The 20,597-nt window shown below is 38.4% G+C and carries 19 protein-coding genes and 3 tRNA genes; 16 read left to right on the top strand and 6 right to left on the bottom strand.

Going from position 1 to position 20,597, the window contains the following annotated elements; all coding sequences use genetic code 11:
* Positions 1–91: 91 nt before the first annotated feature.
* From A3854_RS04145 to A3854_RS04130, 4 genes are all read right to left on the bottom strand, one after another.
* Positions 92–1,861, bottom strand: a complete 1,770-nt coding sequence (locus tag A3854_RS04145) for a response regulator (RefSeq protein ID WP_084041436.1) — start codon at positions 1,859–1,861, stop codon at positions 92–94.
* A gap of 66 nt (positions 1,862–1,927) precedes the next feature.
* Positions 1,928–2,014, bottom strand: a tRNA-Leu gene (locus A3854_RS04140).
* Between the two features lie 71 nt (positions 2,015–2,085).
* Positions 2,086–2,388, bottom strand: coding sequence for an HU family DNA-binding protein (locus A3854_RS04135; protein WP_084041435.1), 303 nt, complete (start codon positions 2,386–2,388; stop codon positions 2,086–2,088).
* 124 nt (positions 2,389–2,512) lie between these two features.
* A complete protein-coding gene (locus A3854_RS04130; RefSeq protein ID WP_084041434.1) occupies positions 2,513–3,259 on the bottom strand; it encodes a YaaA family protein in 747 nt (248 codons plus the stop codon).
* Between the two features lie 138 nt (positions 3,260–3,397).
* Between A3854_RS04130 and flgL the strand changes: the two genes are divergently transcribed.
* The 4 genes from flgL (at position 3,398) to A3854_RS04110 (ending at position 8,218) form a co-directional block, all read left to right on the top strand.
* Positions 3,398–5,713 carry a flagellar hook-associated protein FlgL gene (flgL, locus tag A3854_RS04125; protein WP_084041433.1) on the top strand — a complete coding sequence of 772 codons (2,316 nt, stop codon included), beginning with the start codon at positions 3,398–3,400 and terminating at the stop codon, positions 5,711–5,713.
* A gap of 41 nt (positions 5,714–5,754) precedes the next feature.
* Positions 5,755–7,935 carry an FtsK/SpoIIIE family DNA translocase gene (locus A3854_RS04120; protein WP_374057397.1) on the top strand — a complete coding sequence of 727 codons (2,181 nt, stop codon included), beginning with the start codon at positions 5,755–5,757 and terminating at the stop codon, positions 7,933–7,935.
* Between the two features lie 107 nt (positions 7,936–8,042).
* Positions 8,043–8,117: transfer RNA gene (locus A3854_RS04115), tRNA-Gln, on the top strand.
* 26 nt (positions 8,118–8,143) lie between these two features.
* A tRNA-Met gene (locus A3854_RS04110) sits at positions 8,144–8,218 on the top strand.
* A gap of 29 nt (positions 8,219–8,247) precedes the next feature.
* On the opposite strand, the gene A3854_RS09990 is transcribed toward A3854_RS04110, so the two are convergent.
* Entirely contained in the window at positions 8,248–8,571 is a 324-nt protein-coding gene (locus tag A3854_RS09990; protein ID WP_141081828.1) for a tyrosine-type recombinase/integrase, read from the bottom strand.
* Positions 8,572–8,827: 256 nt separating this feature from the next.
* Entirely contained in the window at positions 8,828–9,130 is a 303-nt protein-coding gene (locus tag A3854_RS04100; RefSeq protein WP_084041430.1) for a c-type cytochrome, read from the bottom strand.
* A gap of 92 nt (positions 9,131–9,222) precedes the next feature.
* On the opposite strand from A3854_RS04100, the gene gmhB reads away from it, so the two are divergent.
* From gmhB to hemE, 12 genes are all read left to right on the top strand, one after another.
* The gene (gene gmhB, locus A3854_RS04095) at positions 9,223–9,738 is read left to right on the top strand and encodes a D-glycero-beta-D-manno-heptose 1,7-bisphosphate 7-phosphatase (RefSeq protein ID WP_084041429.1); all 516 of its coding nucleotides are present in this window, start codon (positions 9,223–9,225) and stop codon (positions 9,736–9,738) included.
* Positions 9,735–10,724 (top strand): ADP-glyceromanno-heptose 6-epimerase, encoded by a 990-nt coding sequence (gene rfaD / locus A3854_RS04090; RefSeq protein WP_084041428.1) that lies wholly within the window; start codon positions 9,735–9,737, stop codon positions 10,722–10,724. The genes gmhB and rfaD overlap by 4 nt, the downstream gene beginning before the upstream one ends.
* Positions 10,717–12,135 (top strand): D-glycero-beta-D-manno-heptose-7-phosphate kinase, encoded by a 1,419-nt coding sequence (gene rfaE1, locus A3854_RS04085; RefSeq protein ID WP_084041427.1) that lies wholly within the window; start codon positions 10,717–10,719, stop codon positions 12,133–12,135. The genes rfaD and rfaE1 overlap by 8 nt, the downstream gene beginning before the upstream one ends.
* On the top strand, positions 12,110–12,679 hold the full coding sequence (gene gmhA, locus A3854_RS04080) for a D-sedoheptulose 7-phosphate isomerase (RefSeq protein ID WP_084041426.1): 570 nt from the start codon (positions 12,110–12,112) through the stop codon (positions 12,677–12,679). Before rfaE1 ends, gmhA begins: the two co-directional genes overlap by 26 nt.
* A 1-nt stretch (position 12,680) precedes the next feature.
* A complete protein-coding gene (locus tag A3854_RS04075; protein ID WP_084041425.1) occupies positions 12,681–13,076 on the top strand; it encodes an SseB family protein in 396 nt (131 codons plus the stop codon).
* A 97-nt stretch (positions 13,077–13,173) separates the two neighbouring features.
* On the top strand, positions 13,174–15,795 hold the full coding sequence (gene gyrA / locus A3854_RS04070) for a DNA gyrase subunit A (RefSeq protein WP_084041424.1): 2,622 nt from the start codon (positions 13,174–13,176) through the stop codon (positions 15,793–15,795).
* 44 nt (positions 15,796–15,839) lie between these two features.
* Entirely contained in the window at positions 15,840–16,340 is a 501-nt protein-coding gene (locus A3854_RS04065) for an LPP20 family lipoprotein (protein ID WP_002939671.1), read from the top strand.
* A complete protein-coding gene (locus A3854_RS04060; protein ID WP_084041423.1) occupies positions 16,316–16,708 on the top strand; it encodes a hypothetical protein in 393 nt (130 codons plus the stop codon). Before A3854_RS04065 ends, A3854_RS04060 begins: the two co-directional genes overlap by 25 nt.
* A gap of 12 nt (positions 16,709–16,720) precedes the next feature.
* Entirely contained in the window at positions 16,721–17,875 is a 1,155-nt protein-coding gene (locus A3854_RS04055) for a sigma-54-dependent transcriptional regulator (RefSeq protein ID WP_084041422.1), read from the top strand.
* 49 nt (positions 17,876–17,924) lie between these two features.
* Entirely contained in the window at positions 17,925–18,950 is a 1,026-nt protein-coding gene (locus A3854_RS04050; RefSeq protein ID WP_021090917.1) for an aspartate-semialdehyde dehydrogenase, read from the top strand.
* A 16-nt stretch (positions 18,951–18,966) separates the two neighbouring features.
* A complete protein-coding gene (locus A3854_RS04045; protein WP_084041421.1) occupies positions 18,967–19,473 on the top strand; it encodes a YqhA family protein in 507 nt (168 codons plus the stop codon).
* Between the two features lie 92 nt (positions 19,474–19,565).
* Positions 19,566–20,588, top strand: a complete 1,023-nt coding sequence (gene hemE, locus A3854_RS04040) for a uroporphyrinogen decarboxylase (protein ID WP_084041420.1) — start codon at positions 19,566–19,568, stop codon at positions 20,586–20,588.
* The last annotated feature ends 9 nt before the right edge of the window (positions 20,589–20,597 follow it).

Below are 20,597 nucleotides of genomic sequence, written 5' to 3'. Positions count from 1 at the left end.
TCTTTATAAATCTAAATTTTTACGGAAAATTGATTATAGGACCCATAAGATTAAATTACAATAAACCTTTTTTAAAATTTGCTCTCAAAATTTATGCCTTAATATCAACTTTTTTATAAAATTTATCTCTCTCATCTATCTTTTCTTTACTCTTTAAATCATTCTCAAGATAGCTGATATTATAAATTTCTCTTGTAGATATGCTTTTGCCATTATTTAGACTGATTAAAAATTTACTCTCAAATTTATTAGATAGATTGGCAATAGCGATCGCTCCAGCATCTTTTAGGCTTACGATTTTATCACCTTGCATGAAGCCAATGTCTTTAAAATCCAAGCTATTTAGCTGTACATTATTCATATCTTTTGCCTCTAAATTTATGCTAGTTTTTAGCTCACTTGATGTATTTAGCTTGCCAGTATCGTTATAAAGCTCTTTTACGTCTATCTCTCTACCACTATCAAATTTTAGCCTTATGGTGCCATCTTTGTTTAGCTTCATAGCTATGACGCTATCGCTATCTTGCAAAGATGCGGCAGCTGTGGCTTCATTTGTTATAAAAGCCTTTTTTACCTTTTTTAAATTTGAGATACTAAACTCAAGTCCAGTTGCTTGTTTAAATTCATTTTCCATCGCGATCATTTTGGCTGATTTTGTCTTTTCAAGCTTTGATATATAAGAGTCTGCACTTTCATCAAATTTCTTTAAATTATTGCCAAGATTTTCTATCATCTTGTTGTATGCATCAAACTCAGTGTTATAATCTTTATAAAATTTCATAAAACTATCTTTTTGAAATTTTGTATATGAGAAATTTTCATCTTTTTTGTGCTCTTTGCTTGGCTCAATGATCGGATTAAACTCGCTTAGCCTTGCAGTATCATCAAAACCCACTTTAAGATAGGCAAAATTTTTAAAAGAGCTATCTTTGCCAAAGATATTATTGTGTCTTAGATCGACCCAGCCATCATTTTGGGCATATTTTTTAAAGAAATTATTTATATCATTTTTCTCTATCTTTTCATATCTGTTTTCTGCAGCGAACAAAGTATTTGGATCTGAGGCGTAGTAAGAGTGTCTATAATCAATATCTTTTGTATCCACGTAAAGATCGGGATTGTTTGTGATCGTTGCTTTACGATTTAGCTCTTCTCTTTCTATTTGGTTGTGATTTATGACATTTGTGCTGATAAACTGCCTAAGATCAACCCTTGGCATCACATCGCTTAAATTTGCTATTTTTTCATTTCCGTCTTTGTCATAGCCCCTTACTTTTAGCTTATCAAAGAGTATATCTTTTTGATCTAGCACGCCGTCATTGTTGCTATCAAAGCTAAAAAGATAGCTATTATTTTCTAATTTTGTAGTGCCAAGTTTATCGTTATCGCCGTAAATATCTAAAAATACTTCTACTTCGCCATATTTTGTTTTTAGAGTGTTTGAATAAGCGTAATCGTTTAAATTTTTAAATTTTGTATTTTCTAAGTATCTACTTTTTAGTGTAGATAGCATGCTGCTGCTATCTGAAGCTTTTATATTTTTAAAGTAGGAATTTTCACTAAAATTATAACCTCTAGAAAGCTCGTCGGAGTAAATTTTATTGTTACTGTAGATGAGATTTTTTGAGTAGTTATTTAAAATTTCTTCTACTTTTTGTAGGATTTTGTGTCTGTTTTGCTCTTTGATCTCGGCATCAGTGATATTTATAACTTTGCTTGCTTTGATACTTTCTTTTAAATTTGAAATTTGTTCGTTATTTATCTCTAAACCTTGTTTGTCTTTAAAGGCATGGAGCATATCTGTAGGGTTTTCTAAATCTTTTAAATTTGTAAAGTTATATTTTAAAGGTGCAATATTCATCTAAAATCCTTTTTAAAGATGTTGCAGATAATATCGGATAAATTTAGAAAGTATTTAGGAGTATAATGGTGCCCGAGGTCGGACTCGAACCGACACAAGGTTGCCCTTACCAGATTTTGAGTCTGGCGCGTCTACCAGTTTCACCACTCGGGCTAAAGTTAAGATTGAAAATTAATTTTTGTATGAGAGGAAAAAAGGGGAGAGTTGCTCCCCGAAAAAGAAAATTATTTCTTTTTACCTTTTTTAGCAGCACCAGCAACAACTGCTTCTTTAAGTTTTTTGCCAACTTTGAATTTAACTGCTTTGCTAGCAGGAACGTCGATAACTTTTTTAGTTCCTGGAACTCTAGCTTTTCTTGCAGCTCTGTCAGCAGTACCGAAAGTACCAAAGCCTATAAAGCTAATTGTATCGCCTTTTTCAAGAACTGCTTGGATTGTCTCCAAAGTAGCATCAACAACTTTTAGAGTATCTTTTTTTGAAAGACCAGCCTTATCGGCAACAGCTTGAATAAATTCAGCTTTTTTCATGAACCATCCTTTTAAGAAGTTATGTGGCTATATTACACTCTTTTAAAAAAAAATACAATACTTTTTCCCCAAATTTAGCTCTTTTTTACGTTTTTTTAACAAAAAATGCAATTTTTTTAAAAATTTACTCGCAAATTTCAAACATAAGCTCGGTCTTTAGACCAATCTTTTTCATATCAATAAGCTTTAAATTTTTAAAATTTAAGCTCATTAGTTCATCTTTATTTTTTATAAGCTTATTTGCTATCTGACGCAAGACTTCGCCTCTATATGCTTTTGTGTGATGACTCACTATTTTTTTATTTTTTACAAAACAAAAAGTTATGTATTCCTTTTTTATAGTGTAAAATTTTTCATAAAACTTAGCTCTAAGGTCTAAAATTTCATCATTTTGTAAAAATTCATCAACCGCTTTACTAAATTTTTTTTCATAAAATTTTGAAATTTCAAAGCCACCTAGCTTTTCACCTTGCTTTAGTTTGTATTCTGGTATCTCATCTTTTGCCAAGATAGGCCCAAATAAATTTGAAAATATTAAAACATTATTATCTATATATTTTTGTGCCTCATTGTCTAAACCACGATAGTTTAGACGCTTATAAGCTACGCCATCATACCTTAAAATAGCTTTTATGCTGCCTTTTTGAGATAGGCTTTCTCGCAGCTGCTTGCTCTCTTCAAGCTCTTTTAGCCCAAAAAGCTTTTTTATCTCGTCTAAATTTGCGTTTTTTAAAAACTCATCATATCTGTTTAAATTTTCAACTCTTTTGTCAAAAAGTTCTGGAAATATCAAATCCTTGCCATTAAATTTATTATTCGTATTTAGAGAAATTTTGCTTTCGCTTGGAGAAAAGAGAATTTTTAATGCCATTTTTCTTACCTATTTTATATATAAAATTTGTTGGATTATACAATAAACTTTTTATGCTAAAAAAAATCAAATTTTTACCGATATAAAAACAAGCGGAATCATTTTTGCTTAGAGTGAATAAAAATTTAGGAAAAAATTATGAGAATAACAAACCAACTACGTTTTAGTCAGACTTTACATGACTACCAAAAAAATATGACTGGTGTAAATAAAAGCTACAAGCAGCTCTCAAATGGTTTGAAAATTCAAGATCCATACGATGGCGCTGCAACTTATAATGATGCGATGAGGCTTGATTATGAAGCAACTACTCTCACTCAAGTAGTTGATGCCACTGGTAAATCTGTAAATTTCTCAAAAAATACAGATAATGCATTGCAAGAGTTTGAAAAACAGCTTGAAAATTTTAAGACAAAAGTAGTCCAAGCAGCTAGCAGCGTGCATAGTAAGACATCGCTAGAGGCTTTGGCAAATGACCTTCAAGGTATAAAAAATCACCTTGTGAATATTGCAAACACTTCGGTTAATGGGCAGTTTTTGTTTTCTGGAAGTGCTGTTGATACAAAACCAATAGATGGTGCGGGAAAGTATCAAGGCAACCGTGATTATATGAAGACATCGGCTGGTGCTCAGGTTGAGCTTCCTTACAATATCCCAGGATATGATCTATTTTTAGGAAAAGATGGCGATTACAGTAAAATTTTGACCACAAATGTTCGTTTAGCTGATCAAACTAGAACCGATATCTCTTATGCGCCAAAATTTCTAAACGATAACAGCAAGATAAAAAATATGATCGGACTAAATTACGCTAGTGATTCAGTGGTTAGAAGTGACGGCTCTTACAATGGAACAATAAATCCAGATTATGATTTTTTAGATAATTCAAATGTAAATTTTCCAGATACATATTTTTTCATGCAAGGCAAAAAGCCAGACGGCACGACATTTACCAGTAAATTTAAGATGAGTGCAAATACAACAATGGCTGGGCTTATGGAAAAAATCGGTATGGAATTTGGCAATACAAAAACAACAAAAGTTGTTGATGTGAGCATAAATAACGATGGACAATTTAATATAAAAGATCTTACTAAAGGTAATCAAACTATTGACTTTCATATGGTTGCAGCCACATCAGTAGCACCAAATCGTGGTGCAATCGCTCAAAACAATGCGCTTGATACGGTAAATTCTCTTGAAGATCTTGAAACTATGGCAAATAACGTTCCAAAAACGGTTCATATCACTGAATTTGTAAAGAGCAAATATACCAATAAAGATGGAAATGCGACAAATGCATTTGACTATGATAAGGTTAGGTTTGAAAGAAAGGATAATGAGCTAATCGCAAATTTACCTCAAGTAGCTAGAAGAACGGGCGAATATGCAACAGATCAGACAAAGCTAAGCGAAGTTTCTGGTACAAAAGAGAGCTACGATAGAAATTTATATCCAAAAGATGTCGATGCTAGAAAGAGAGAGCTTTTTAATATCGACAACCAAGAGATAAATTTACAAGTAAAGTCAATCACTGGTACAAAATATGACATAAAGGTAAAGATGGGTACAGCAGGGGGCACAAATACTCCAGTGCAATTTGAAATAACATCTACACCACCAGGTGGCACGCCTTCTGCACCTAGGACTTTAACTGTTTATAACTCAGATGAGTTTGGAAGTTACAGAACTTATGCTAGTGATTTTACTTATAGGCAGCTCATGGATATCGTTGCTATGGCAGCAAGTGATAATATCCCAAATCCTCCACATGCAGAAAACGCAAATTTTGATACAGATATAGAAAAAGTAAAAAGAGATCAAAACTATAATGCCTATAAAGAGGCTTTATCAAAAACAAAGGGCGCGGTAGAGACAACTTTAGATGATAAAGGCAGAATGGTTTTAACTGATAAGACAAAATCAGTAACAAACATAGAAGTAACTATGCATGATGCAAAAAATAGCGATAAATTTGATGGCGATAGCACTGGCAGAGATACAGCTGGTAATGCTGGACACCCTCAAGGAAAGGGTTCTGTCTTTAGCTTTAATGAAAATAATGCTTTAACTATTGATGAACCAAGTACGAGCGTTTTTCAAGACCTTGATAATATGATCGAAGCTGTTAGAAAGGGATATTATAGAGCTGATGCAAATAGTAATGATCCACGAAATACTGGCATGCAAGGCGCATTACAAAGGCTTGATCATTTAATAGATCATGCAAATAAAGAGCTTACAAAGATCGGCTCTCAATCAAGACTTTTAACAGCTACAAAAGAGCGAGCCGAAGTAATGAAAGTGAATGTGCAAACTGTTAAAAATGATGTAATTGATGCAGACTATGCGGAGTCATATTTGAAATTTACGCAGCTTTCACTATCTTATCAAGCAACCCTACAAGCAAGTGCAAAGATAAATCAACTAAGCTTGCTAAATTATTTAAATTAAAATTTAAATCAGCAGGCTGCCTAGCTTGCTGATTTTTTAAAATTAAACTCAAGCGTGCTATAATAAGCCTTTTTTATAAAGGATCTAAAATTTTACGACATATCTTATTTACAATTTTTGTTTGCATTTTTATATATTTTGGTATAGCAACAGCTGCTCCAACTGCTGATTTTGTTGGTTCGCTTGGACAAAGTCTTGGTGTTTTAAATATCAAATATTTTGGACTTATCGCGTATGTTTATCCATTTTTATTGATCATTTTGGGCTATTTTGTCTATAAAAATTTTAAGAAATTTGATTTTGATTTTGCTCAGTTTTTGGTAGGAATTTTCCTCTTTTTTGTAGCTTTTTTGATGTTTCAAGCCTTGAGTGCTTCGAGCATAAATGGCGGTATAATTGGAAATTTTATAGTTAGTGCCTTAAAAGAGGTGATCGGTTCTATCGGCACTGCGGTTGCTATACTTATGATGTTTATTATCTCACTTGGGCTTGCTTTTAGGGAAAATTTTATAATTGTTTTAAGAAAGGCGTTTGTGGATAAAGAGACAAAAGTCCATGAAGAGAGAAATTTAAAAGAGATAAAACAAAAACAACTTCCAAAAATCGAACGCAAAAAACAAAAGAACAATGATATAAAAGAAGAAGAGCTTATAGAAGCTCAGGTGGTAAATGAAGATGAGCAAAATTTAGATGAAGAGCTAGAGCCTGAGCCAGAAAAAGAGAGCAGAGCCTCAACTATAAACGGAGTTGAAATTTTAAACGAAGTGGCTGAAAACAAGAAGTTGCTTGATCAAATAGAGCGAGGAAATGTGGAAAAGCCAAAGAATTTTGTCTTGCCACCGCTTAAATTTTTAAACGATCCGCCAAAACGCTCGCATAGTGTCAATGAAACGGAAATCGATCAGCAAATTTCTAATTTGCTTGACAAACTCCGTAAGTTTAAAATAGACGGTGATGTGGTTAGAACTTATACTGGGCCTATCGTCACGACATTTGAGTTTCGTCCAGCTCCACATATCAAGGTAAGTAAAATCCTTACTTTGCAAGATGACCTAGCTATGGCGCTAAAGGCACAAACGATCCGTATTCAAGCGCCAATCCCTGGTAAAGATGTGGTAGGCATCGAGGTGCCAAATCAAAATTTAGAGACAATCTATCTAAAAGAAATTTTAGAGAGCGAAGTCTTTAAAAATGCAAGTAGCCCGCTAACCATGGCTCTTGGCAAAGATATCGTGGGCACTCCTTTTGTGACTGACCTTAAAAAACTACCTCATTTGCTAATCGCTGGAACTACAGGATCTGGCAAAAGTGTCGGTATAAACGCGATGCTTTTAAGCTTGCTTTATAGAAACAGCCCACAAACTTTGCGCCTAATGATGATCGATCCAAAGATGCTTGAATTTAGCATATATAACGACATCCCACACCTTTTGACGCCTGTTATCACAGAGGCTAAAAAGGCGATCACAGCACTTTCAAACATGGTTGCTGAGATGGAGCGAAGATATAAGATAATGAGCCAAACTCGTACAAAAAATATAGAGAGCTACAATGAAAAGATGAAAGAGGAAGGCGGTGAGCAGTTCCCATACATCGTTGTGATCATAGACGAGCTTGCTGATCTCATGATGACTAGCGGGAAGGATGTGGAGCTTTATATCGGCCGCCTAGCACAGATGGCAAGAGCTAGCGGTATACACTTGATAGTGGCAACCCAGCGCCCAAGTGTCGATGTTGTGACTGGCCTTATAAAAGCAAATTTACCAAGTAGGATAAGTTACAGGGTAGGGCAGAGGATTGATAGTAAGGTCATTCTTGATCAAATGGGAGCTGAGAGCTTGCTTGGACGAGGAGATATGTTATTTACACCTCCAGGAAGTCCTGGTGTGATAAGACTGCATGCGCCATTTGCTAGCGAAAAAGAGATAGAAACGGTTGTAAATTTCTTAAAAGAGCAACAAGATGTGGCTTATGATGAGAAATTTTTAATAGAAGAGGGCACAAGCGGAAGTGTAGCCACTGGTACTCTAGGAGAAGATGAGCTTGATGAGCTTTATGAAGAGGCTAAAGAGATCATTTTAAGTGAGCAAAAGACGTCAATAAGTTATCTGCAAAGACGTTTAAAAATAGGTTACAACAAAGCTGCAAATATAATCGAACAAATGGAAAAAATGGGTGTTTTAAGCCCAGTGAATGCAAAAGGACAAAGAGAAATTTTATAGCTAAAGTCATAAATTGCTTTAATTTTAGAATTTTAATTTTTATTAAAATTCTAAAAAGTCTTGACAAAGCGCATTAAAATCTATATAATTACAACTCTTAAAAACATTGGGGTATCGCCAAGCGGTAAGGCAACTGGTTTTGGTCCAGTCATTCAGAGGTTCGAATCCTCTTACCCCATCCACTTTTTAAATCCAAAATAATACTTATCGCGGAGTAGAGCAGTGGTAGCTCGTCGGGCTCATAACCCGAAGGTCGGCGGTTCAAATCCGTCCTCCGCAACCAAATGCCCATTACTTTTTATCATCTTTTAATTAAGCACCAACCCCCACACCATCACGTATATCATCAACGTTGAGATGAACGTAGTGTAAGCTACTTTTAATATCTGTATGACCCATAAAAGCCATCAATTTATGAGCATTAAATCCCTTCAAACTCACTAACCTGGAAGCCACTGTATGGCGTAATACGTATAGTCCGTGAGTGTTGTTTTCTCCCTTATATCCTAGATGGTTTCTTACAGCCCACCACATACGATTTGCTGTATCGTGGTTTAGATGAGTTATAGGGCACTTGTTTAATGGTAGGTCTTTGCAGCTATCATAAGCACCTTGAGATACCCAGTAGTAAGCCATACGAAGCACTTGGTCGTCTTTCGTTTTAGTAAAGAGTTTGCGAGCCTCTATTTTACTTACGCTCTTAGCTATCTCTAAGCATTGTTTTATGGCTTTGAAGACTAGAATAGTTTTATTTTAATATGTAAAAAGAAAGATTAGTAAAAAATAGGTTTCATAACTTTTAAATATAAAAAGAGAAATTCCCATCTACTATATGTTTTATGGATTATTAGTATAAATTAAAAAATGCAGGAGGGGCGAATGCCCCTAATTATTATTTTAAAGTTTGGATGTATTCAGCTACTGCTTTTGCATCTTCGTCGCTCATTGGAGTAGCGATTGGTTTCATCATAGCGCCAAGACCAAATTTATTTGCTCCTGTTTTATAACCCTTTAGTGCCTCTTCGATAGTTGCTGCATCAAGAGATGTTAGAGCTGGAACTTTATTATTAAACACTTTTTCAGCTTTTGCACCATGACAGGCTATGCATTTTTTATAGATAGCAGCACCATCTGCAGCAAAGGCAGCAGTTGAAAGTAGAGCCGCAACGCTAGAAACAATTAGTAATTTTTTCATTTTTCATCCTTTGTAAAAAAAGTTTGTGCATTATAGTACAAAAAGGTAAATTCGCAAGAAGCTAGTTAAAATATTTTGGCTATAATCACCAAATGAATAAAAATGAGCCTATTAAAGCACTTTTTCTGGATCGAGACGGCGTAATAAACGAAGATGCTGGATATGTTTACGAGATAAAAGATTTTAAATTTATCGATGGCATTTTTGATGCGTTAAGAGAATTTGCCAAGGCTGGCTACAAGCTCTTTGTCGTGACAAACCAATCAGGCATCGGTAGAGGCTACTACACGCAGGAGCAGTTTGACACTCTAAATAAATTTATGTTAGAAAGCTTTAAAAAAGAACAAATTTTTATCACTAAAGTCTACTTTTGCCCACATGCCCCAGAGACAGATTGTGCTTGTAGAAAACCAAATCCAAAAATGATACTTGATGCTTGCAAAGAGTTTAACATAAACCCTAAAAACTCGCTCATGATAGGCGATAAGCCAAGCGACGTCGAGGCTGGCAAAAGAGCAGGTGTTGGTAGAAATTTCTTGCTTGATGGGATAAATTTTAAAGATGTAAGAGATATTTTAAATAAGTTAAAAAAGGAAAAATCACTATGAATTTAAATGGGAAAAAGATAGTTATAACTGGTGGCGCTGGCTTTATCGGCTCAGCTTTGGCGCACTATTTTGATGAAAACTATAAAGATGCTCACGTGCTTGTCGTGGATAAATTTAGAAACGATGAGACATTTAGCAATGGCAACCTAAAAAGCTTTGGCCATTTTAAAAATTTACTTGGCTTTAAGGGTGAAATTTACGCTGGAGACATCAACGATGAGAGTACACTTGAAAAGATAAAGAGCTTTCGTCCAGACGTTATCTACCACGAGGCAGCGATCTCAGATACGACCGTAAAAGAGCAAGACGAGCTAATAAAAACAAATGTAAACGCCTTTGTAAATTTGCTTGATATCTGCGAGAGTTTGGGCGCAAAGATGATTTACGCTAGCTCAGGCGCCACTTATGGCAACGCAAAGAGCCCACAAACCGTTGGTGAATGCGAAGCGCCAAATAACGTTTATGGCTTTAGCAAACTAAGCATGGATAATATCAATAAAATTTACGCAAAGCGTGGCGTGAGCGTGGTTGGGCTGAGGTATTTTAACGTCTTTGGCAAGGGTGAGTTTTTCAAAAATAAAACCGCTTCGATGGTACTTCAGTTTGGCTTACAAATTTTAGCTGGCAAGACTCCAAGACTCTTTGAAGGCAGCGACCAGATCAAACGTGACTTTGTTTACATAAAAGATATCATTGATGCAAATATAAAAGCACTTGACGCGCCAAGTGGCGTCTATAACGCAGCTACTGGCAAAGCAAGGAGCTTTCAAGATATCGCTGACATCTTGCAACGTGAGATCGGCGTAAATTTAGGCAACGAATACATCAAAAACCCATTTATCGGCTCATATCAGTTTCACACAGAGGCCGACGTTGCTCCAGCTCGCGAAGCATTTGGCTTTAGCGCGACTTGGAGCCTGGAAGAAGCGATCAAAGACTACTTACCAGAGATAAAGAGAATTTATAAGGAAGAGCTAAATGGCTAAGAGAGTTAAAATTTTAGTCGTCGGCGATCTCATGTTAGATCACTACATCTGGGGTAGTTGCGACCGTATCTCGCCTGAAGCGCCAGTGCAGGTGGTAAAGATAAATAACGAAACCTACACGCTTGGTGGCGCTGGCAACGTGGTGAGAAATTTACTCTCTCTTGGCGCAAATGTGAGCGTGGCTAGCGTCTTAGGAGATGATGAGGCTGGCAAAAAGATAAAAGAGAGACTTGCTGAGCTAAATGTAAAAGATGAGCTCATACTCACCGAAAAAGGACGTGAAAGCTCGATAAAAAGCCGCATTATGGCATCGCACCAGCAAGTTGTCAGGATCGATAAAGAGAGCGTTGTCAAGATAAATTTAGAAGATGAGCTCGTCTTAAAAGTAAAAGAAAATCTTGCAAATTTCAAGGCTGTCTTGCTAAGTGACTACGGCAAAGGCGTGCTTAGCGACAAGGTCTGCCAAGAGATCATAAACGAGTGCGTGAGGCTAAAAATTCCAGTGCTCATAGATCCAAAAGGTAGCGACTACTCAAAGTACAAAAATGCAACCCTTCTAACGCCAAATAAAAAAGAGGCGAGCGAGGCTACAAATTTAAAGATAAAAGACAAGGCCGAGCTTGAAAAGGCGATAAAACAGCTAAAAGACGAGCTAAATTTGACCTATTCGATCATCACGATCTCAGAAGAGGGTATCGCACTATATGATGACAAATTGCACATCTTTGCTGCCAAGGCAAAAGAGGTCTTTGATGTCACTGGCGCTGGAGATACGGTGCTGGCTACACTTGGCTACATGCTGGCAAACGGGGCCGATATAAAAGAGGCGATAAAGATAGCAAACCTTGCAGCAGCCGTAGTCGTGGCTAAGATCGGTAGCGCAACAGCTAGTTTTAGTGAGATCGAGCAGCTGCTAAATAGCTCATTTGGGGCAAATTTCGAGCATAAGCTTAAAAGTGTCGAGGAGCTAGAAGAAATTTTGAGCCAAAAAGATAAGAAAAAGGTTGTTTTCACAAACGGTTGCTTTGATATCTTGCACGCTGGACACGTAAAATACCTAGCGCGCGCAAGGGAGCTTGGCGATCTTTTGGTTGTCGGACTAAACTCAGACGCTTCAGTAAAGAGGCTAAAAGGCGAGGCTAGGCCCATAAACTCGCAAGATGACAGAGCCTGCGTGCTAAGTGGGCTTGGATTTGTTGATTATGTCGTGATTTTTGATGAGGATACGCCTCTAAATTTGATAACAAAGATAAAACCAGATGTGCTTGTAAAAGGGGCTGATTACAAGGGCAAAGAGGTCGTTGGTAGCGAGATCGTAAAAGAGGTCAGGCTGATTGACTTTGTCGAGGGCAAAAGCACAACTGGGATAATAAAAAGGATAAAAGATGCTAAAAACAATGATAAAAAATGAGCTCGAGGCTCACCAAAAGGCCTTTAATGAGCACGTAAATTTACTTGATAGCTTGGAGCGTGCTTGCCAGATGGTAGCTGATACGCTAAAAAATGGCAAAAAGGTGCTAATATGCGGCAACGGTGGCTCTGCGGCGGATACTCAGCACTTTGCAGCCGAGCTAACTGGCAGATATAAAAGCGAGCGCCAGCCACTACCTGGTATCGCGCTAACCACTGATACTTCGGCACTTACGGCCATTGGCAATGACTACGGCTTTGACTACGTTTTTTCACGTCAGTTTGAGGCCTTAGCGCAGTCTGGTGACTTGCTCGTGGCGATCTCAACAAGTGGCAATAGCAAAAACGTCCTTGAAGCTATAAAAAGTGCCAAGAAAATGGGCGCATCAGTGCTTGGACTTAGCGGCAAAGGCGGCGGTGCGATGAATGAAGGGTGTGATCTAAATTTAGTCGTTAGCTCAAACGATACAGCAAGAATTCAAGAGTCGCATATCTTTTTTATCCACACGATATGTCAAGCCGTAGATGAGGCTTTTAGGAGCTAAAATGCAAGAAGCGATGGATAAATTTTTAAATGATCCAAGCCAGCAAAATGAGATAAATTTGATATCTGCTTTAAAAAAGGCTACTTTTTTCGCTCCGGTGCTTTTAAACCAAGCGCTTGCAAAACCTGATGGCGGCGTAGTTTATGAGGAGGAGGGCTCAAATATAAAATTTATCCTACTTGAAGATGAGGGCGAGAAGCTTAGCTATTTTCCAGCATTTACTAGCAAAGAGGCGATGAAGCTTTGGCGAAACGACAGTGAGCAAGAGAGCATTGAGATAGGGCTAAAAGAGTATCTTGCGATGCTAAAAGAGAGCAGCTACGCTGGAGTCGTGGTTGATGCTTTTAGCTATGATTTTATTCTTAAAAAAGAGCAGATAGCAAGAATTTTAGACTAAAATTTCATCGCACTATTGCCAAAGTCGCTGATTTGCTATTTAGCAAGTTTTTATTAATTTTAAGCTAAAATCAACCAAGCTAAATTTAAGGAAAAAAATGAAAGACAATCTACTTGAATTAACTCAAGATATCGCTTCAGTTGATATCGAAGAGTCTATAAAAACTAGCTATCTTGACTACTCCATGAGTGTCATCGTCGGACGTGCTTTGCCTGATGCTAGAGACGGATTAAAGCCAGTTCACAGAAGAATTTTATACGCTATGGACAATCTTGGCGTTGGCAGCAGAAGTGCCTATATGAAGTCGGCTCGTATCGTCGGTGAAGTCATCGGTAAGTATCACCCGCACGGCGACACAGCGGTTTATGACGCACTTGTTCGTATGGCTCAGAAATTTTCTATGCGTTATCCAGTCGTTGACGGACAAGGAAACTTTGGTTCAATAGACGGCGACAGCGCTGCTGCTATGCGTTATACCGAAGCTAGAATGACCATGCTTACTGAAGAGCTTTTAAAAGATATCGACAAAGACACGGTTGATTTTGTACCAAACTACGACGATAGAGAGGTCGAGCCAGATGTTTTGCCTAGCCGTGTGCCAAATTTATTATTAAATGGCTCAAGCGGTATTGCGGTCGGTATGGCGACAAACATCCCACCACATAGCCTTGATGAGCTAATAGACGGTCTTTTGCTACTTCTTGAAAACAAAGAGGCGACACTTGAAGAGGTTATGGAATTTATAAAAGGTCCAGACTTCCCAACTGGCGGTATCATCTTTGGTAAAAAAGGCATCATAGAGGCCTACCGCACAGGTCGTGGTAGGGTCAAACTAAGAGCCAAAACTCACATAGAAAAAAAGCCAAACAAAGATGTCATAGTAATCGACGAGCTGCCTTATCAAACAAACAAAGCAAGGCTCATCGAGCAGATCGCTGAGCTTGTAAAAGATAAGCAGATAGAGGGCATTAGCGAGGTTAGAGATGAGTCTGACAAGGACGGCATCCGCGTAGTCATCGAGCTAAAACGCGACGCAATGAGCGATATCGTGCTAAATAATCTCTTTAAATCAACTACGATGGAGAGCACTTTTGGCGTTATTATGCTTGCTATTAACAACAAAGAGCCAAGGGTATTTAACCTTATCGAGCTACTTAAGCTATTTTTAAATCACAGAAAAACCGTTATCATCAGAAGAACGATATTTGAGCTTGAAAAAGCGCGCGCAAGAGCCCACATCTTAGAGGGTCTAAAGATCGCACTTGATAATATCGACGAGGTAATCGAGCTTATTAGAAATAGTGCTGATACAGCTGTTGCTAGAGAAGGCTTGATGAGTAAATTTAACCTCTCAGAGCTTCAAGCAAACGCTATCCTTGATATGCGTCTAAGCAAGCTTACAGGCCTAGAGAGAGAAAAACTAGAGGCTGAACTAGCCGAGCTTATGGCTGAGATCGCAAGACTTGATGAAATTTTAAAGAGCGAGACATTGCTTGAAAATTTAATCAAAGAAGAGCTTCTTGAGATCAAAAATAAATTTAAAGTACCAAGAGTGACTGAGATCGTTGATGACTACGATGATATCGACATCGAAGATCTTATACCAAATGAAAATATGGTCGTAACCATAACTCACCGCGGCTACATCAAGCGTGTGCCAAGCAAGCAGTATGAGAAGCAAAAACGCGGCGGCAAGGGCAAAGTAGCGGTCACGACATACGATGATGACTTTATAGAGAGCTTCTTTACTTCAAATACCCACGATACGCTTATGTTTGTGACTGACCGCGGACAGCTCTACTGGCTAAAAGTCTATAAGATCCCAGAGGGAAGCCGCACGGCAAAGGGCAAAGCAGTTGTAAATTTGATCCAGTTGCAGCCTGATGAGAAGATCAAAGCGATCATCCCAACGACTGACTTTGACGAGAGTAAATCGCTAGCGTTCTTCACTAAAAACGGCATCGTAAAACGCACAAATTTAAGCGAGTTTAAAAACATCCGCTCAGTTGGCGTAAGAGCGATAAGCCTCGATGAAAACGACGAGCTAGTAACTGCGCTCATCGCTCAAACATACGATGATATGCCAGTCATCGACCCTGAAAATGAGCTAAGCGTAGAGACAGAGGTGCTTGAAGTTGAAGAGCTTCAAAATGAGATCGACGAAGATAATGTAAATACCGAAGAGGACACAAACTCAGGCGATGAGACAATGCTATTTGTCGTTACTAAAAAGGGTATGTGTCTTAAATTTAAGATCAGCAAGGTTCGCCAAATGGGAAGAACTGCACGCGGCGTAACTGGCATTAAATTTAAAGAGCCAGGCGATGAGGTCGTAGGCGCAGCAGTCATCGAAAGCAACGACCAAGAAATTTTAAGTATATCTCAAAAAGGTATCGGCAAGCGCACAACCGCTGATGAATACCGCTTGACAAACCGCGGCGGCAAAGGCGTCATCTGCATGAAGCTAACAAGCAGAACAGGCGATCTAGTGGGTGTTGTAATGGTTGATGAAGAGCAAGATCTTATGGCTCTAACATCAAGCGGCAAGATGATAAGGGTTGATATGCAAAGTATCCGCAAAGCAGGACGTAACACAAGCGGCGTTATCGTCGTAAATGTAGATGGCGATGATGTTGTAAGTATCGCAAGATGCCCTAAGGCAGATGATGGCGAAGATGAGGATGAAGCACCAAGCGAAGATATGGGGCTTTTGGAATAAATTTTGCTATTAAATTTTAAATAAAAGCATAAAAAAGGTTGTTTATGAAGGTTAAAATTTTATCTTTTGCTTTGATGATCGCTATTTTTGGCGGCTGCTCATTTAATGGCTTTATGGGCGAGCCAACTAGCACATCAAACCGCAACGTAGTCATCCAAAAGGTCGATAAAGACGATCTTAGAGAGGTGATGAAAAAAGAGAAGATGATATATGATAGCGCTCCAAGAGAGACCACTTTTAGAGCCACAGGCGAGGGCATAGCTCCGCTAAATTCGCTCTCATACGCTCAGTCAGTCACTCTTGCAAAAAGAGCGGCGATGGCTGATGCTTATTCGCAGCTTGCAGGCAAGCTTTATGGTGTAAAGATCAACGCTGAAGACACCGTAAGAGACGCGATGCTAAATGACTCATCTATCACTTCAAAGGTTCAAGGTCTTGTCAAAAACGCAAGGATCGTGAATGAAAATTTCAAAGACGGGCTTTATAAGGTAAATATGGAGCTTAAGATAGACGAAGATAAGTGGCGAGAAGTCTTTTCTTACTAACGATACTTTTAAATTTCGCCTTTTGCCTGGAGGAGTTTATTTTCTGGGCAAAGGTCGATACGAAAAATCAAATAGTTGCCTTTGAAGAAATTTCATTTTCAAAGGCGATGACTCTAACGCCCAATCCAAAACCAAAATTTCTTTGCCAGATAGATGCTTTTAAAGATGAAAACACAACAACTCTTGGCTTTTTAAATTTACACAAAGATGAAATTTTTGACTGCTTTGCCTTAAAAAAAGTGATGATAAAAAATGAGCTAAATGTCAAGAATGCGCAGGTCACAAATGCTTCAAATTTGAAAATTTTGCCAGTTAGATTTATGGTGGAATTTAAGCCAAAATCCGCTATCATCGGCACACTTCAATAAAAAAGAGATCAAATGAATATCGTCATAGTAGAAGATGACATCAATATGCGAAAGTCGCTTGAGATCGCACTTGGCGAGTATGAAGAGCTAAATATCAAGAGCTACAAGAGCGCAGTTGAGGCTCTAAAAAAGCTAAGCGACGACACTGATCTAATCATAACCGATATAAACATGCCAAAGATGGACGGACTTGAGTTCATTAAAGAGTTAAACGGCAAATTTGATGTCATCATAATGACTGGAAACGCCACACTTAACAAGGCGATCGAGAGCGTTAGGCTCGGCGTGAAGGACTTTTTAACCAAGCCATTTGACGTCTCAACGCTTTATGAAGCGATAAAAAGGGTAGAAGCGCTAAAACAAAAGACCCCAAAAAGCATAAAAAAAGTTGAAACTAAAAGCGAAAATAACGGCTTTTTAGCCACTTCAAAGGCGCTTGAAGCTACGCTAAATATCGCACTAAAAGCTGCAAGAACAGACGCCTCAATAATGCTTAGTGGCGAAAGCGGCGTTGGCAAGGAGGTCTTTGCTAAATTTATCCACGCAAACTCACCAAGAAAAGATGCGGCATTTATCGCTCTAAATATGGCTGCGATCCCTGAAAATTTGATAGAAAGCGAGCTTTTTGGTTTTGAAAAGGGCGCATTTACCGACGCAGCTACTACCAAAAAAGGGCAGTTTGAGCTGGCAAATGGCGGAACGCTATTTTTAGATGAGATCGGCGAGATGCCTATAAATTTACAACCAAAGCTGCTTCGTGCCTTGCAGGAGCGTGAGATAACACGGCTTGGCGCTACAAAGAGCGAAAAGATAGACGTTCGCATCATCTGCGCTACAAATGCAAATTTAGAGCTTGCTATGAAAGAGGGCAGATTTAGAGAGGATCTTTTCTACCGCCTAAACACGATCCCGCTTTTCATCCCGCCACTTCGCGAGCGAAAGGATGAAATTTTGCCTATCGCGCAGGATGCTTTAGAAAAATGTTGCAAAGAGTATGGCTTTGAGACTAAAAATTTCTCAAAAGCGGCAAAAGAGGAGCTTTTGAGCTATGACTATCCAGGCAACATAAGAGAGCTCATTTCAGTCGTGCAAAGAGCGGCGATACTAAGCGAGGGTGATGAAATTTTGCCAAATGATCTATTTTTACAAGCCAGAAGCAAAAAATAGCCATAAATTTAAGTAAAATTACGAAAATTAAAAAAGATAAGGAGAGCAGATGAGAAAATTTAACGTAGCAGTCGTTGGTGCTACTGGAGCGGTCGGCGAAGAGCTTTTTAGAGTTATGGAAGAGGTTGATTTCCCAGTTGGTGAGCTTTTACCGCTTGCTAGTGCAAAAAGTGCTGGTAGCGAGATCGAATTTAATGGCAAATATTACAAGGTAAAAGAGCTAACCGAAAAGGTTTTTAGCGAGCACGAGATTGATATTGCTTTTTTTAGTGCGGGCGGTTCAGTCTCAGAGAAATTTGCCAAATTTGCAGCTGATAGTGGCGCAGTAGTCATCGATAACACCAGCCATTTTAGGATGGATAAAGATATCCCTCTTGTTGTGCCAGAGTGTAATCCAAGCGACATTGCTATGTGGAAAAACCGCGGTATCATCGCAAATCCAAACTGCTCAACCATCCAAATGGTGCAAATTTTAAAACCACTAAACGACGCTTTTAGTATCAACAGAGTTGATGTCTCTACTTACCAAGCAGCAAGCGGTGCTGGCAAAGAGGGTATGGAAGAGCTTGTCGTTCAGATGCAAAAATTCTTTGAGTTTAAACTTGATGAGTGCGAGCCAAAGGTATTTGCACACCGCCTAGCGCTAAATGTGATCCCTCACATCGACGTCTTTTTGGACAATGACTACACAAAAGAAGAGATGAAAATGGTCAATGAGACGCAAAAAATTCTTCACAAAGATATAGAAGTTAGCGCTACCTGTGTGCGTGTGCCAGTGCTTAGAAGTCACTCTGAGGCGATTACTATCCACTTTGATAAAGACGTGAGCGCAGATGCAGCAAGAGAAATTTTAAGCAAAGCTCCAAGCGTCGTTGTAGTCGATAATCCAGCAAATAAAGAGTATCCAATGCCTATCATTTCAAGCGATACAAATGAGACTTATGTTGGTAGGATCAGAGTTGATAATTACAGACCTAATGTGCTTCACCTTTGGTGTAGTGCTGATCAGATCCGCGTAGGAGCTGCGACAAATGCCGTCAGGATCGCGCAAAAGTGGATTGCGATGCAAGAGTAAATAAAAAGGATTTTTATTGCGTAAGATATTTGAAAAAATTTTGCTTGCTAGCAACAGCTTTACACTTTTTCCAGTAGTTTTTGGGCTTTTAGGTGCGATCGTGCTTTTTATCATCGCAAGTTACGACGTCGGCAAAGTACTTTTAGAGGTTTATAAATATTTCTTTGTCACAGATTTTCACGTTGAAAATTTTCACTCAGAAGTCGTTGGCGAGATCGTTGGAGCGATCGATCTATACTTGATGGCGCTTGTTCTTTATATATTTAGCTTCGGAATTTATGAGCTTTTCATCTCAGAGATCACACAGCTAAAGCAGTCAAAGCAGAGTAAGGTGCTTGAAGTGCATTCGCTTGATGAGCTAAAAGACAAGCTTGGCAAAGTGATCGTCATGGTCTTAATCGTAAATTTCTTCCAAAGGGTGCTTCACGCAAACTTCACAACTCCGCTTGAGATGGCATATCTTGCGGCTTCTATCCTAGCGCTTTGTCTTGGACTTTATTTCCTTCACAAGGGAGATCACTAAAATTTTAAGCGTTTTTACGCTTAAAATTTCTCCTACATCTTTTCTTTAGCTATTTTTAGGTAATATCCCTTTAAAAATTTAAAGGAAATTTAATGATTTTTATAGACGCTTGTCTTAAAAAACCTACCCCTTATACGCCTGTTTGGATGATGCGCCAAGCCGGTAGATATTTGCCAGAGTATATGCGAGTACGCGCGCAAGCAGGGGATTTTTTATCTCTTTGCAAAGACTACAAAAAGGCTAGCGAAGTTACGCTTCAACCAGTTGAAATTCTTGGCGTTGATGCGGCGATTTTATTTAGCGACATTCTCGTTGTGCCTCTTGAAATGGGCATGGATCTACGTTTTGAAAAAGGCGAGGGACCAGTTTTTAGTGAGCCTTTACGTGATAAAGCCGCACTTGACGCGCTAAGTATCGAAAAATCGACTAAAAATTTAGCATACGTCTATGACACGATCAAGCTCACAAGAGAAAATTTAGCCAAAGATAAGGCGCTCATTGGCTTTTGTGGCGCACCTTGGACGATAGCTACATATATGATAGAAGGTGGTGGTAGTAAAACTTATGCGGTCTGCAAAAAAATGCTTTATCAAAATCCAGAATTTTTACATCAAATTTTAGAAAAAGTGACGCAAGCTCTCATCTTTTACGTGAAAGAGCAGATAAGAGCAGGCGTAAATGCGGTGCAAATTTTTGACAGCTGGGCGGCTGCGCTTGAAGAGCAGGCATATTTTGAGTTTGGACTTAGCTATATAAACAAAATAGTTGATAGCGTTAAGGCTGAATTTCCAGAAATTCCAGTCATCGTCTTTCCAAAAGGAATAAGTGGCTATCTGGATAAAATTTCAGGAAAATTTGACGTTTTTGGTGTCGACTGGAGTACACCAATCGAGCTAGCAAAAGAAAAACTTAGCCCAAGATATGTCCTTCAGGGCAATATGGAGCCAACAAGGCTTTATAGCAAAAAGGCGATAGATGAAGGTGTGGATAAAATTTTAAGCACGATGGAAGGCGTGCCACATATTTTCAACCTTGGGCATGGAATTTTGCCTGATGTGCCAGTTGAGAATGCAAAATATTTTATAAAACAGGTACAGACAAAAAGTGCAAGGTAACAAGCCTCG

This window comes from Campylobacter concisus (assembly GCF_002092845.1).
GTDB classification, from domain to species: Bacteria; Campylobacterota; Campylobacteria; order Campylobacterales; family Campylobacteraceae; genus Campylobacter_A; species Campylobacter_A concisus_AQ.
The sequence above is the reverse complement of the archived record's forward strand: the minus strand, read 5'-3'. Positions and strand labels throughout refer to the sequence as shown.

Bases quoted from the DNA above. Each gene is read 5' to 3' on its own strand.
- A3854_RS04145 (WP_084041436.1), bottom strand. From the start codon at position 1,861: ATGAATATTGCACCTTTAAAATATAACTTTACAAATTTAAAAGATTTA.
- A3854_RS04135 (WP_084041435.1), bottom strand. From the start codon at position 2,388: ATGAAAAAAGCTGAATTTATTCAAGCTGTTGCCGATAAGGCTGGTCTT.
- A3854_RS04130 (WP_084041434.1), bottom strand. From the start codon at position 3,259: ATGGCATTAAAAATTCTCTTTTCTCCAAGCGAAAGCAAAATTTCTCTA.
- flgL (WP_084041433.1), top strand. From the start codon at position 3,398: ATGAGAATAACAAACCAACTACGTTTTAGTCAGACTTTACATGACTAC.
- A3854_RS09990 (WP_141081828.1), bottom strand. From the start codon at position 8,571: ATGGCTTACTACTGGGTATCTCAAGGTGCTTATGATAGCTGCAAAGAC.
- A3854_RS04100 (WP_084041430.1), bottom strand. From the start codon at position 9,130: ATGAAAAAATTACTAATTGTTTCTAGCGTTGCGGCTCTACTTTCAACT.
- gmhB (WP_084041429.1), top strand. From the start codon at position 9,223: ATGAATAAAAATGAGCCTATTAAAGCACTTTTTCTGGATCGAGACGGC.
- rfaD (WP_084041428.1), top strand. From the start codon at position 9,735: ATGAATTTAAATGGGAAAAAGATAGTTATAACTGGTGGCGCTGGCTTT.
- rfaE1 (WP_084041427.1), top strand. From the start codon at position 10,717: ATGGCTAAGAGAGTTAAAATTTTAGTCGTCGGCGATCTCATGTTAGAT.
- gmhA (WP_084041426.1), top strand. From the start codon at position 12,110: ATGCTAAAAACAATGATAAAAAATGAGCTCGAGGCTCACCAAAAGGCC.
- A3854_RS04075 (WP_084041425.1), top strand. From the start codon at position 12,681: ATGCAAGAAGCGATGGATAAATTTTTAAATGATCCAAGCCAGCAAAAT.
- gyrA (WP_084041424.1), top strand. From the start codon at position 13,174: ATGAAAGACAATCTACTTGAATTAACTCAAGATATCGCTTCAGTTGAT.
- A3854_RS04065 (WP_002939671.1), top strand. From the start codon at position 15,840: ATGAAGGTTAAAATTTTATCTTTTGCTTTGATGATCGCTATTTTTGGC.
- A3854_RS04055 (WP_084041422.1), top strand. From the start codon at position 16,721: ATGAATATCGTCATAGTAGAAGATGACATCAATATGCGAAAGTCGCTT.
- A3854_RS04050 (WP_021090917.1), top strand. From the start codon at position 17,925: ATGAGAAAATTTAACGTAGCAGTCGTTGGTGCTACTGGAGCGGTCGGC.
- hemE (WP_084041420.1), top strand. From the start codon at position 19,566: ATGATTTTTATAGACGCTTGTCTTAAAAAACCTACCCCTTATACGCCT.